Source organism: Streptomyces sp. NPDC006309, from assembly GCF_040613095.1.
In the GTDB taxonomy this organism is placed as follows: domain Bacteria; phylum Actinomycetota; class Actinomycetes; order Streptomycetales; family Streptomycetaceae; genus Streptomyces.
The window spans coordinates 148,768-161,728 of the sequence record NZ_JBEXRO010000018.1 but is presented as its reverse complement, the minus strand read 5'-3'; the positions used below and the strand labels follow the sequence as shown (position 1 = coordinate 161,728).

The following is a 12,961-nucleotide window of genomic DNA, read 5'->3' as shown; positions in this document are numbered from 1 at the left end:
CGACCCGAGTACGTCCAGTACGAGAGTCAGGACCCGGCACGCCGGGAGCACGCACCTGACGCCGCAGAGCCCGCCCTCCGGGCGAACGGCGGGAGGGCGGGCGACACGACCTAGGGGCCAGGACCGCCGTGGCGGCGACGCCCGGGAGTGACCGGCAGGCAGGACAGGGAACCAGTCCCGCGCCCATAGCCATGAGGTGAGCGGCTCAGCCGTGTCATCGATGTGGTCGGCTCCGGCGGGGATGCACTTCCCTTGGGCTCGGCCGGGATCGTGGCGTTAGCAGCCGGTCCAGGGCAACGACGCCGTACGCACCCGCAGTTGTTGCCGCAGCACGGGACTGGGCCGTCCCCCTGGCCGACCACCGCCTACCTGAAGTTCCGAGCTGTAGCCCTTGTCTCCCCGGTGAGAGGGCCGGACCTGGGGCCGCCGCACCGGTCCGATGCGGGGACCGACCCATCGCAGGCCAGGTGTGTCCTCCTCGTCGGACCGCCTCGAGACCGGCCGGGTGCCGGGTGCCGGGTCGCGGAGGTACCTTCTCGGGCTCCTGATCCGGACGATGGGCCCGGCCCGGTCAGTCCCGGGGCGGGAGGGCGCGCAGCGCGTCGGCCGTCTCGGCGAGCAGACGTGCTGCCTGCCGCAGGGAGTCATCCGGCACGGATTCCTCCGCGAGCAGGTCCTGGGCCGCCGCGGTGACCTCGCCCAGCCGCTGCCGCAGACGTTCCCGGCCGGTCGGCTGTGCGCCGGGGGAGGCCCAGCCGGCCCAGGTGAACCAGTTCTGATCGTCGGAGGTGTCGGTGGGACGACCCGTCGCCACCTGGAACTGCTCACGGAAGTCCCGCACGATCGCCTCGACGTCTCTCCGGATGGACTCGCTGAGGCCGCCCGCGGCTGTCGCCGACGCCTCTTCGGTGTCGTGATCGCTCGCCTCGGGGCGGGGACCGGAGTCGTTGCCGGCCTGCTCCAGCTCCTGTCGGCCCGCGTCGGTGAGGTGGTAAACCTTCCGGCCCCGGACCAGCTCGTGACGGACGAGTCCCTCCGCCTCGAGCCGGCGCAGCCTCGGATACACGGTGCCGGGAGAAGGCCGGTAGGCACCACCGAACTTCTCGCTCAGCGTGGTGAGCAGTTCATAACCGTGCCGCGGGCGCCGGGCCAGCTCGTCCAGCAGGTGGAAACGGACCTCACCGTAGGCGAACCGGCGGCTGTCACTCATCCGCTCCACCACTCCTAGTCCGCGATGCCGCCTTCCTCGAAGCCGCCCTTGAGCAGTGCGATCCGGCCGGAGACGCTGTTGGCCCACACCGACGCGCTGCCGCGGCCGAGATCCCCCCGGGCTCTGTGCTGCATGGGCATCTTAACCGGGCTGACACTGCTGAACTGGCTGGAGACCCGTCCGTTCATGGATTCCAGAGTGACCCTGACGTCGGCGTCCTCCGGTAGCCGGATGCTCAGATCGCCCGAGACACTGGACACCTTCAGGTTGCGTGTCGGACGGGGCACGGCGGACAACGCGACCGCTCCCGACACCGATCTGATGTCCACGTCGCCGCTCAGATCGATGGCGTCCACATGGCCGGAGGACGTCTCCACGTCGACCTGGCCCGACAACAGGTTCAGGGTGGTTCCGCCGCCACCGTTGTGCACATGGACATCGGTGGCGCTGTCGAGCACAGCGACCTCGGCCTGGACCGACCACAGGTCGAGCTTGCAGTGACGCGGTACGGCGAGCGACATGACGACGTGCTGCGCGTGGCGCCGGCTCAGTCGGCCCTTGACGAGCTGCCGCCAGCCGGTGCCCTGGTGGCCGAGGAAGAGCAGTCCGTCGTCGATCTGGAGGCGTAACGGATGCCGGTCGAGTTCCGCGACCTCCAGTGTCACGAAGTCGTCGTTCGTGCCGATCACCTGGAGGCGGCCGCGCACGACGAAGGAGCGGACGGCCGTCACTCCTTGCAGGGTCATGCGCTGGGGCCGGTCGATCTGCATGTGCTTCATAAAGGTCCTCCGATTCGCACAGGTCGGCGTCCGCGGTCCGTGTTGCCCCGGGGGATTCGTCGCTCACGGGGCGCCCGTGTCCCCGACGAGTCGGCCGGTGACCGGTACTGCGGCACCCGGTGTCAGTTACGGGCAGTGGGTTGTTCGAAACCTTGGCGGAGCTTCATCGCCTCCGCGCGGGTGGTCTCGGTCGCGTGGCTGATGAAGTCCAGGACCAGTGCGATCTCGTGGTCCTCGTAGCGCGCGCAGAGATCGAGCATCGAGGTCGTGATCGATCCGAAGAGTCCGGCGACGCGGGACGGCACGTCCGGGCTGACGGTGATGATCACTTTGCGGCGGTCGTTCGGGTCCTGTTCCCGGCGCACGAGCCCCGCCCTTTCCAGGCGGTTGACCACACCGGTGATCGAGCCGGAAGTGAGCCCGGAGACCTCGGCCAGCCGGCCGGCGGTGAGCGGTTCGGGGCCGGCGGCGAGGTCGAGGCACTTCAGGTCGGTCGCGTTGATGCCGAGGCGGTCGGCGATCCGCTGGTGGAACAGCACCGTTTCGGCGCTGAGCCGGCGCATCTTCCAGGAGAGCGCCCCGACGAGTTCGTCCCTGGATGGCAGATCGGTTGACATGCTTACTCAAGCCCTCCTAATATCTTAGCTCGCAAAGCAAAATACACTCTAGCAGGGTGGTTTTCAATGCCCGCGGGGCGGTCAAATTACCCGAAGATGGGCAGCTGCATGCGTAGGCGATCTGGGCGGCCATCGTGCTCCCACCCTTTCCTTACGTGTCTATTACGTATCTTCCCCGGTCAGGGGATGAACGAGCAAGGAGACCGATGTGACTACAGCTGAGTCAGGGGTGTCCGCCGAACCGAACGACGGGCAGGCCCGGAGCACGCGGCGTTGGTGGGCGCTCGTCGCCCTGCTGCTGGCGAGCTTCATGGACCTGCTGGACGGGACCATCGTCAATGTGGCCATCCCGTCGCTCCAGCGGGACCTCGGTGTCAGCAACTCCGATGCGCAGTGGGTGGCTTCGGGCTATGCGCTCGCGTTCGCGCTGGTACTGATCACCGGCAGCCGGCTGGGGGACATCTTCGGCCGCAAGAACCTGTTCGTGCTCGGCGTAGCCGGCTTCGTCGTGTTCTCGGCGCTCTGCGGCGCGGCGCAGGATCCGGCGATGCTGATCGTCGCCCGGCTGCTCCAGGGCGCTGCCGCCGCGCTCATGGTGCCCCAGGTGCTGTCCACGCTCATGGCGACGTTCCCGCCCAAGGAAGGGGCCATGGTCGCCGGTATGTTCGGCGGGGTCTCCGGTCTCGCCGTGGTCAGCGGCCCCATGCTGGGCGCACTGCTGATCAAGGCCGACGTATTCGGCCTGGAGTGGCGGTCGATCTTCCTGGTGAACATCCCGGTCGGCGCCATCGCTCTCGTCGGTGCGGCCCTGTTCGTGCGGAACACCAGGTCGGAGCACGCGCAGCGGGTGGACGTGGTGGGCAGCCTGCTGGTCACCACGGCGATGCTGCTCGTGATGTTCCCCCTGCTCAAGGGCCGGGACCTCGGGTGGCCGCTGTGGACCTACCTGTCCATGGCCGCGTCGGTTCCCGTCTTCGCCCTGTTCGCCGTCGTCCAGATCCGCAAGGGCCGCGCCCAGCGCTCCCCGCTGGTCGAGATGAGCCTGTTCCGCAAGGTTCCCTTCAACGGCGGCCTGGTCATCGCGTTCCTGTTCTTCGCCGCGCTGATCGGGTTCTTCTTCGTCTTCATGCTGTACCTCCAGATCGGGCGTGGCTTCGAGATCATGCACGCGGGACTCACCGCGCTGCCCTGGTCGCTGGGCATGGCGGTGGGGTCGGGTGTCTCCGGGGCGGTGCTCGCTCCCAGGCTCGGCCGCAAGCTCCTCAGCCTCGGCGCGCTGGTCATGGCCGCGGCCTTCACCGGAGTCATCCTGACCCTGCATCACCAGGGCCTGCACGCCACGTCCTGGCAGTTGATGCCCAGCCTGCTCGTCGCGGGTCTGGGAATGGGTGCCGTGGTCTCGTCGCTGTTCGGTATCGTCCTCGCGGCCGTGGAACCACGGGAGATCGGGTCGGCTTCCGGCCTGGTCAACGCCATCACCCAGGTCGGTGCGTCGGCGGGGATCGCGATCCTCGGTGTCGTCTTCTTCTCGCTGCTGGGGACCCAGTCCTCCGGCATGGTGGACCGGGTCGCTCCCGAGCTGAGGGCGGAGATGTCCGCCGCACACCTGCCGGCCGAGGCCCAGGACCAGGTGATCCGCGCGTTCAAGACGTGCTACCACGACAGGATGGCCGCCACGGACCAGGCGGCGACGCCCGAGAGTTGCCGCGCCACCGCGGCCGGCGACGGCAAGGGGTCCGACGCCCCGCCGGCCCTGGCGGACAAGAAGGTGGCGGTCGCGCTGGAGCATGCCGGCTCCAGGGCCAACGGCCAGAACTTCACCCTCGCGCTCCAGCGCACCCTGTGGTGCACGGTGGGAGCCATGGTCCTGGTCTTCCTGCTGTCCTTCATCCTCCCGCCACGCGCCCGTAATTGGGGCTAGCGGCAGGCCCGGCACGACCGGGGTGGCCGGGCCCGGCGGCCTGGCCGCTCCGAGCGAGGGCCGGCTCGGCTCAGCGTGCCCACAGGCGCTCGAAGGCACGGCGGGAGACCGCGCGGGGGAGTACCCGGCTCAGGGCGATGGCGGCCCGGTAGGGACGCCCGGGAATGCAGATCGGCCGGCCGGTCTGCACCGCCTCGATCGCCTCGCGGGCCACGTCGTCCCGGTCCAGCCAGAACGACTCCGGAAGGCGGAAACTCCGGGTGCCGCCGTCCGCGCCGCCCTCACCGCGCCGGACGAAACCGGGGCAGACCACGGTGACGTGGACACCCGAGCGGCGTGCCTCGCAGTACACGGTCTCGGTCATGGACGTCATGAACGCCTTGGACGCGGCGTAGGTCGCGCCCTGGGGCTGGGGCAGGAAGCCCGCTATCGACGAGACGTTGAGAATGCCGCCGTGCCGACGCGGCAGGAACGCGGACAGTGCCGCGTGCGTCAGCCGCAGCGGAGCCACGACGTTCAGTTCCACCTTCCCCAACTCGTGATCCAGCGGCTGGTCGACGAGGGGGTGCGGTGGACGGGAGCCCGCCCCGGCGTTGTTGACCAGCAGATCGATCGGCCGCTCGGCGACGGCCAGGCGCTTTGCCACGGTGTCCAGTTCCTCCGGCACCGTCAGATCCGCCGGCAGCACCTCGACGGACACCCCGTGGCGGCTGCGCAGTTCCTCGGCCAGCTCCTCAAGGCGCCCGGCGCGGCGGGCCACCACCACGACATCGGTCCCCTGTACCGCGAGCCGCCGGGCCAGGCTCTGACCGATACCGCTGGAGGCTCCGGTCACCAGAGCCGACGCGTACGTCACCATCCCATGTCACCTCGTCTGCGTGTGAGCGACCCGGCAGCCGGCAGGCGACCGAGCGCTCCGCTCACTTTGCCGACGATGCTGCCCGGCGTCGCTGGCGCATCGCTGGACGGTCCGGCGACGCGCCGCCCGACCGAAGGCACACCCGGGACCGTACGGCGGGGCCGCCGCGACTGTGTCCAGTGAGCTGCGAGTGTCCGTACGGACGATCGAGCACATCGCGGCATCACCGGACCGCTGTCTGCGCGGACGGAAAGAGGAGCGCGTAGGAGAAGGGACGTCGGAGTGGTCCAACTCGTCAGTGTCACCGTCATATTCGGCAGCGGCCTGGTGGCCGGCGTGTTCTTCGCGGTGGCCGTCAGCGTGCTTCCCGCACTCAGCGCCATGCCGCCGGACAGGTACGTACAGACGCACCACCTGCTGGGAAAGGGGTATCACCCGACGATGCCGCTGCTGGTCAACGCGACCCTCCTGGCGGACATCGTGCTGGTGCTGCTGACGGATTCCTGGACGGCCCGGGCCCTGTTGCTCGTATCCATTGTCGGCATTCTGGTGGTGGAGGCGGTTTCGCACCTCTGCAACGTGCCATTGAACAAACTGGTCCGGCAGGTCGCCGACGACACGGTGCCGGCCGACTGGCACGATCCTCGGCCCTTATGGCGGCGCTGGCACGGGATCAGAACGATCTCCGCCTTCGTCGTTCTGCTGCTGAACGGTCTGGCGGTCACACTTGGTCACTGATCCAGGGGCGGGAATCGGCCGAATTTCGGACCACGGGTGCCGGACAATCGAAAGGATTTATGATGAGACCGTGGCTCTACACACTGCTGTACAAGCGAGGCGCCGCATGGGAGCACGGCGTCGGGCCGGAGCTGCGTGAACTCCTGGCTCAGGGGCGAATCACGGCCGATCCGCGGTCCCCGGAGCGCCCCAGAGCCCTTGACCTGGGGTGCGGCACAGGAGCCAACGCCGTGTTCCTGGCCGAGAACGGCTTCGACGTCGTCGGCGTCGACTTCACCGAGTACGCGCTGGAACGCGCTCGCGAACGCGCCCGCGAGGCGGGCGTCGCCGACCACTGCCGCTTCGTCCACGGCGATCTCTCGGCCGACCGTATCCCCGGTGTCGACGGGCCTTTCGATCTGCTCGTCGATTACGGAACCCTGGATGACACCACGGGCCCCGTCCGCAGCGCGATGGCGCGCACCGTGTTCCGGATGTCCCGCAGTGGGACCCAGTTCTTCCTGTGGTGCTTCTCAGCGGACAAGAAAGAGCTGCCGTTGGTGGCCCGGCGGAGGATCTCGCGGCTCCTCCATACGGTTATGGAGCCCGGGGAGGAGCAGCGTCTGTTCGGACACGCCTTCACCATCGAACGGTTACCGGATCCGCCTCGCCCCGAACACGCGGCCTGCTTCCTCATGGTACGCAGGTGAAAAGTCTGCTCCTCGACGGAATGACGGGCCCGGTGGCGGTCCGGTAGGAGCGGTCGGTGCGAGGTGGTTTTCCCGGGACGCGTGAAAGCGCTTCCCAGCACAGTGGCAGTTCAACAAAAGGGGGAACAGCATGCAATTCGGAATACTGGGGAGCCTCGAAGTCTACAGCGGAGAGACGTTGGTGACTCCGACCTCACCCAAACTGCGGCACGTACTGGCCGCACTGATCCTGCATGCGAACCGTCCGCTCAGGCCCGAATCCCTCATCGACGAACTGTGGTCGGGCGAGCCGCCGGTCAGCGCCGCCACCACGCTCCAGACCTACATCTACCGGCTGCGGAAGAAACTGTGCCCCCACCGGCGCGTCGGAGAACGGGAACTGCTCCTCACTGTCAACTCGAGCTACCTCTTGAGGACCCAGGCCGAACAACTGGACCTCACCCTGTTCGAGCAGCTGTTCCGCATGGGACAGGAGGCGCTGGGAGGCGGCCGGCCGGACCAGGCGTCGACGCTGCTCGGCGAGGCGCTGTCCCTGTGGCGCGGCAACATGCTCGAGGACATCTCGGCCGGACCGCTCCTGGAGGCGAGTCTCGTCCACTTCGAGGAAGCGCGCCTGCGCGCCTTCGAGATGCGCATGGAGGCAGGTCTCCAGCTCGGCAGGCACCAGGAGCTGATTCCCGACCTCAAGGCCCTCACCACGAGTCATCCGCTGCACGAGGGGTTCCCCGCCCAGCTCATGCTGGCCCTCTACCGCTCGGATCGCCGGCTGGAGGCGCTGGAGGTGTACCACTCCCTGCGGCGCCGGCTCGTCGACGAACTCGGTGTCGACCCGTCGAGCGAACTGGAGCACCTGAACCGGGCGATCCTGCGGGCCGACCCGGGCCTGGACCTCCCGGACGGGAAGCGGACGGGGGTGCGGCTGACGTACCCGCCCCGGGCCCTGCCCGCGGACAAGCAGCAGGTGATCATCCACCAGTTCTCGGCTGCTCAGCTGGAGGCGCTGCTGAGCACCGCCTTCATGGACGTGCCACGCGCCGACTCCCGGCCGCAGCTCGTGGCCCTGCACGGCATGCCGGGAGTGGGCAAGAGCGCCCTGGCGCTGCACGTGGCCCAACGCCTTCGTCCCCGGTTCACCGGCGGCCAGTTGTACCTGGACCTCCGGGACGGGCAAGGGCGCCCCCTGACGTGCGCCGAGGCGATGGCCCGCATGCTGCGGCAGGCCGGGATCGAGTTCAGCCCGTCGGAAGGTCCGGCGGAGGGCAGGAGGCGGTTCCGTTCCTGGAGCGCCGACCGCCGGCTGCTGGTCATCCTGGACAACGTCACGTCGGCCGATCAGGTGCTGCCCCTCCTGCCCAGCGGCCCGGAGTGCGCGACCATCCTCACCAGCCGGTCGCACCTCGTCGGGCTGGGCGATGTGGTGGCGTTCGACCTGGCCCCGCTGTCGGTCAACGAAGGGGTCCAGCTGCTGGCGTCGCTGATCCTGCCGGAGCACGTGGTCAACGACCGGGAGCACGCCGAACAGGTGGTCAGGATGTGCGGCTGTCTGCCGGCCGCCATAAGCGCCGCGGCGCACCAGTTTCGTCAGCAGCCGCGGTGGCGGCTGCGGGATCTCGCCGCCTGGCTCGCCGATCCGCAGAGCCGGCTGAAGGCCCTCGGGTCGCCCGAGGGCGACCTGTGCAGGACCTTCGAACTCTCCGGCGCGGAGCTGGGCCGAAGCGGCTTGCAGCCCCTCGAAGCGGACCGCAGCCCTGCTTTCGGCTCCGAGCCGCCGGTCCAGGACGGGCACGCCGCGCACCGTCCGGCCGCTCAGACCCAGGGCGTGGCCCAGTTGGTGAGGGAGAGGCGATGAACCAGCCGGAGGCGAGGCGCTTCCCGTTCCCCAGCCCGGGGCCGGTGGAGATCGCCGAGGAATACGCGGAACTCAGGGCCGGCTGCCCGGTCGCCCGGGTGCGGTTCGCCACCGGCGACAGCGGATGGCTGGTCACCCGGTACGGCGACGTGCGTACGGTGCTGACGGACGCGCGCTTCAGCCGGGCGGCCGCGGCCCGCCCCGACGCACCCCGCATGCGGCCCCTGCTTCCCGACCCGTCGACCATACTGTCGATGGACCCGCCCGAGCACACGCGGCTGCACAAGCTGGTCGCCCGCGCCTTCGGCAAGAAGCCGATCGAGCGGCTGCGGCCCTTCGCCGAGCGGATCACCGACGACCTTCTGGCCGCGATGGAGCGCACGGGGCCACCGGCCGACCTGGTGAGCGGCCTGGCCATGCCCCTGCCCGTGGCGGTCATCTGCCAGTTGCTCGGCGTGCCGTACGACGACCGTGACCGGTTCTGCCACTGGGCCGACGTGATGCTCAGCCTCGGCAGCCACACCCCCGACCAGGTTCGCGTGGCTCGCGCCGGACTCGCCCGGTATCTGGCCGGGCTGATCGAGGCCAAGCGCGGCAGACCGGCCCAGGAGGACCTGCTGGATTTGCTGGTCGCCGCACGGGAGGACGGCGACCGGCTGAGCGAGCAGGAACTGGTCGTCTTCGGCGTCACGCTGCTGATCGCGGGCTACCACACGACGTCCAGCACCCTGGCCAACGGAGCGGTGCAGCTGCTGAGCCGCCCCGGGTTGGCGGACCGGCTCGCGCGTCACCCGGAACGGATCCCGCCCGCCGTCGAAGAGGTCCTGCGGTACAGCACGGCGGGCGTCAACGGCGGCACCATCCGGGTCGCCACGGAAGACGTACAGCTGGGCGGCGTCCTCGTACGGGCCGGTGAGGCTGTCCTGCCCGCGATCACGTCGGCCAACCGGGACGAAGCCGTCTTCGACGACGCGGCCGTCTTCGACCCCGAGCGCGAGCACAACCCGCATCTGGCCTTCGGACTGGGGGTGCACTACTGCCTCGGCTCACAACTGGCCCGGCTGGAACTGACGGTGGCCTTCAGCCGGCTCCTCGCCAGATTCCCCGGGCTGCGCCTTGCCGGGCCGGTGGAGGAACTGGTCTGCACGTCGGGCGTCATACGGAACCTCGTCGCCCTGCCCGTCGTATGGTGAAGCGGAGTCGAACCTGGGAAAGGGGGCTGCCGGCCATGGCCGAGGAGCCGGACCACACCCGAGCGAAGCGGCTGCGGGCGTCCGACGCGGAGCGGGAGCGGGCGGCGCGGCAGGTGCAGGACGCGGTGGGGGAGGGCCGGATCCCGCTGGACGAGCTGGACCGCCGTCTCGCCTCGGTCTTCTCCGCCGGCACGCGGGCCGAGGTCGAGGCGGCCGTGGCCGATCTGCCGGCCGCGGTGGCCCCGGCTCCGCTCCGGGTGCACGCGTTGAAGGCGGTATCGCGGCTCGACGGCCGCTGGGAGGTGCCGGCCGCTCTGTTCGTCGACGGCCACGACGCCCTGATCCGGCTGGACTTCCGCGACGCCGTACTGCGATATCCCGAGGTGCGCATCGAATTGGCGGCGCAGAAGAGCGTGGTGAGGCTGCTGCTGCCGCCAGGGGCGTCCGTGTCCGTGCACGGACTGGCACTCCACAAGGGATTCGTCCGCAACCGGGCCGGCGTTCGGCGCGATCCGCCGGGCGCCCCGCACTTCACGGTCATGGGGCACTTGTCGAAGGCCCTGCTCCTGCTGCGTTGACAGACCCGTCCTTGCACGGGACCCGCCGGCACGGCGGTCCGGGCCGCGCATCCTGCTCGGGTGCGCGGCCCGGCCGCGTGGTCACCAGTGGACGGGGATCTCGGTGAAGTTCTGGATCAGAGCGCCCTCGTTCTTCGGCAGCTCGTCCGCGGGCGCCGCCAGCCGCAGCCCGGTGAAGCGCCGCACCACCTCGCCGAGCGCCACCTGGAGCTCCATCCGGGCCAACGCGGCCCCGGCACAGTAGTGCAGGCCCGTGCTGAAGGTGACGTGCCGGTTGTCCTGCCGGGTGATGTCGAAGGTCTCGGGAGCGGAGAAGACCTCCGGGTCCATGTTGGCCGACTCGATCGAGGGAACGATGCTCGAACCGGCCGGGATCCGGACCCCGCTCACCTCGATGTCCTCCTTCACGTACCGCAGCATGGACAGCGAGGAACCCATGACCTGGAGGCGCAGGAGCTCCTCCACGGCGGAGGGCAGCAGCTCGGGCCGGCCGCGGAGCTGCGCCAGTGCCTCCGGGTCACTCAGCATGACGACCAGGCTGGAACCCAGCTGCCCGGCCGTGGTCTCGTAGCCGGCGATCAGCAGCAGCATCGTCCAGTAGACGAGCTCGTACTCGGTGAGGCCCGAGGCGTCATCGTCCTGGGCCGTGATCATCGCGCTGATCAGGTCGTCCCCGGGCTCGTCCCGCTTGGCCGCCACCAACTGCTGTACATAGGCGATCAGTTCGCCGCGAGCCCGGCCGATCTCCTCGCCGGTGAAGCGGCTCACGGACAGGAAGTGGTCGGTCCAGACGCGGAACCGGTTCTGGTCCTCCAGCGGGACGCCGAGAAGTTCGCAGGTCATCCGGATGGTCAGCGGGAACGCCAGAGCCTCGTTGAGGTCGGCGGGCCGGGGGCCGGCCTCCATCGCGTCCAGCAGTTCCGCGACCACCTTCTCGGCGCGGGGCCGCAGCTGCTCGACCCGCCGGGCCGTGAACGCCTTGGTGATCAGGCGCCGCATCCGGGTGTGCTCCGGCGGGTCCGGGCTGATCACGGGGTCCTGGAACATGACGTTGTCCTTCGTCATGCGGGCGGTCCCCGGCCGGGTCAGGTCGCGGCTCACCCGTTCGTCGGAGAGGACCGCGCGCATGTCCGCGTAACGGGTGATCAGCAGGGCCCGGTCGCCGCTGGGCAGTGTCACCGGGACGACCGGGTCCTTGTGGATGGTGCGCAGCTCCGCAGGCTGTTCGAGCGCGGACGGCCGCTTGAACGGGTACGGGCACGCGGTCGGGTTTGGGGGGCTCGTCGTCATACGTCTCACTTCCACGTCGGTCGGGCCCGGCACGACAGGCTCACTGGTGGACCCTGCCGGGACCACGCCACGGCAGGGCCGGTCACGTCACGAGTCTGGTGGCCGGCGATGGACGATCACTGGACAGGCGGAGTGTGTCCCTCCGCCCGGATGCGCTCGACGGCGTCCGCGAGCGCCCGCCCCGCGGGGCCGGGCGTGGCGTGCGCCGCGGGCAGCAGGGACACGGCGCGGCTGCGACCCGAGGCGACCGCCGGGTGCCGGCGGGCCAGACTCAGCAGGCTCTGACCGGGACCGGCGTCCACCAGGAGGAAGTCGTCGTCGGTGAGCATCCGGTGCAGCGCCGGTCCGAACAGGACGGGTGCGGCCAGCTGCCGGCCCCAGAAACGTGGATCGGTCGCCTCCCCGGCGGTGAGTGGGCCCCCCGTGGCCGCCGAGTACAGCCGGACGGCGGGGGCACGCCAGCGGGTCCGCTCGTACTCCGGGAGCGTCGCCGCGACCGCGGGCTCCATCAGGGGACTGTGGAACCCCTGCCGGGCTCGGGCCGGGCGGCAGGGCACCCCCCGGGCCCGCAGCCGGCTCTCCGCCTCGGCGAGCGGCTCACGGGCTCCGGCGAGCAGGATCTGGTTAGGGCCGTTGACCGCGGCCACGGCCACGCCCTCCGGCAGGAGGCCGGCCAGCGTGCCGGGTGACGCGGCCACGGCCAGCATGCCACCGGGCGGCGTCGTCCGTGCCGCAGCGGTCCGCGCCACCAGGAGCCGCATCGCATCCGGCAGGGACACCACATCCGCCACGACGGCCGCGACGGCCTCCCCGACGCTGTGGCCCAGCAGCGCCGCCGGCCGCACGCCCCGTCCGAGGAGCAGACGGGCCAGCGCGTACCCGAGGGCGAAGAGCAGCGGCTGCGCCCGTCCGGCGTCGTCGAAGCCGTCCGTGCGTCGGGCGAGCCAGCCGTCCCGCAGGTCCGGTCCGCCCGGGCCCAGCAGGGCGAACACCTCGTCCATGGCGTCGGTGAAATGCGGCTCCACGCCGTACAGGTGCAGCCCCATACCGGGGTGCTGGGCGCCCTGGCCCGCGAACAGCAAGGCCACGGGCCGCGGCCGGAATGCGCCAGTGGTCACCATGCGGGGCCCTCCCGGGGACGACGGTCAGGCGCTCGCGGCCGGGCGCCGGTCCGAAGGTGGGGCGAGCCGCTGTCGAGCCAGTCGCAGCCCGGTGGACGGGTGCCGCCGTGCTCCCGC

General features: G+C 70.3%; 12 protein-coding genes. 6 read left to right on the top strand and 6 right to left on the bottom strand.

The genetic code is table 11. From position 1 onward, the window contains the following. Positions 1-571 precede the first annotated feature (571 nt). The 3 genes from ABZ117_RS23185 to ABZ117_RS23175 form a co-directional block, all read right to left on the bottom strand. Positions 572-1,210, bottom strand: a complete 639-nt coding sequence (locus ABZ117_RS23185) for a PadR family transcriptional regulator (protein WP_356823591.1) — start codon at positions 1,208-1,210, stop codon at positions 572-574. A 14-nt stretch (positions 1,211-1,224) separates the two neighbouring features. After that, the gene (locus ABZ117_RS23180; RefSeq protein ID WP_356823590.1) at positions 1,225-1,989 is read right to left on the bottom strand and encodes a DUF4097 family beta strand repeat-containing protein; all 765 of its coding nucleotides are present in this window, start codon (positions 1,987-1,989) and stop codon (positions 1,225-1,227) included. Between the two features lie 122 nt (positions 1,990-2,111). Continuing rightward, positions 2,112-2,606: a MarR family transcriptional regulator gene (locus ABZ117_RS23175; protein ID WP_356823588.1), complete on the bottom strand. Its 495-nt coding sequence runs from the start codon at positions 2,604-2,606 to the stop codon at positions 2,112-2,114. A 208-nt stretch (positions 2,607-2,814) separates the two neighbouring features. Between ABZ117_RS23175 and ABZ117_RS23170 the strand changes: the two genes are divergently transcribed. Further along, complete coding sequence (locus ABZ117_RS23170; protein ID WP_356823586.1) at positions 2,815-4,527, top strand: MFS transporter; 1,713 nt, start codon at positions 2,815-2,817, stop codon at positions 4,525-4,527. Between the two features lie 70 nt (positions 4,528-4,597). On the opposite strand, the gene ABZ117_RS23165 is transcribed toward ABZ117_RS23170, so the two are convergent. Next, on the bottom strand, positions 4,598-5,386 hold the full coding sequence (locus tag ABZ117_RS23165; RefSeq protein ID WP_356823584.1) for an SDR family oxidoreductase: 789 nt from the start codon (positions 5,384-5,386) through the stop codon (positions 4,598-4,600). Positions 5,387-5,668: 282 nt separating this feature from the next. On the opposite strand from ABZ117_RS23165, the gene ABZ117_RS23160 reads away from it, so the two are divergent. The 5 genes from ABZ117_RS23160 (at position 5,669) to ABZ117_RS23140 (ending at position 10,433) form a co-directional block, all read left to right on the top strand. Further along, entirely contained in the window at positions 5,669-6,124 is a 456-nt protein-coding gene (locus ABZ117_RS23160; protein WP_356823582.1) for an anthrone oxygenase family protein, read from the top strand. After that, positions 6,040-6,813, top strand: coding sequence for a class I SAM-dependent methyltransferase (locus ABZ117_RS23155; protein ID WP_356823580.1), 774 nt, complete (start codon positions 6,040-6,042; stop codon positions 6,811-6,813). Before ABZ117_RS23160 ends, ABZ117_RS23155 begins: the two co-directional genes overlap by 85 nt. A 181-nt stretch (positions 6,814-6,994) precedes the next feature. Continuing rightward, complete coding sequence (locus ABZ117_RS23150; RefSeq protein ID WP_356823579.1) at positions 6,995-8,662, top strand: BTAD domain-containing putative transcriptional regulator; 1,668 nt, start codon at positions 6,995-6,997, stop codon at positions 8,660-8,662. Next, the gene (locus ABZ117_RS23145; RefSeq protein ID WP_356823577.1) at positions 8,659-9,855 is read left to right on the top strand and encodes a cytochrome P450; all 1,197 of its coding nucleotides are present in this window, start codon (positions 8,659-8,661) and stop codon (positions 9,853-9,855) included. The genes ABZ117_RS23150 and ABZ117_RS23145 overlap by 4 nt, the downstream gene beginning before the upstream one ends. Positions 9,856-9,890: 35 nt before the next feature. Next, positions 9,891-10,433: a DUF1707 domain-containing protein gene (locus ABZ117_RS23140; protein WP_356823575.1), complete on the top strand. Its 543-nt coding sequence runs from the start codon at positions 9,891-9,893 to the stop codon at positions 10,431-10,433. 81 nt (positions 10,434-10,514) lie between these two features. Here ABZ117_RS23140 and ABZ117_RS23135 read toward each other — a convergent pair whose 3' ends face one another. Further along, positions 10,515-11,723, bottom strand: a complete 1,209-nt coding sequence (locus tag ABZ117_RS23135; protein ID WP_356823574.1) for a cytochrome P450 — start codon at positions 11,721-11,723, stop codon at positions 10,515-10,517. A 116-nt stretch (positions 11,724-11,839) separates the two neighbouring features. Beyond that, positions 11,840-12,844 carry an acyltransferase domain-containing protein gene (locus ABZ117_RS23130; RefSeq protein ID WP_356823572.1) on the bottom strand — a complete coding sequence of 335 codons (1,005 nt, stop codon included), beginning with the start codon at positions 12,842-12,844 and terminating at the stop codon, positions 11,840-11,842. Positions 12,845-12,961: the final 117 nt, after the last annotated feature.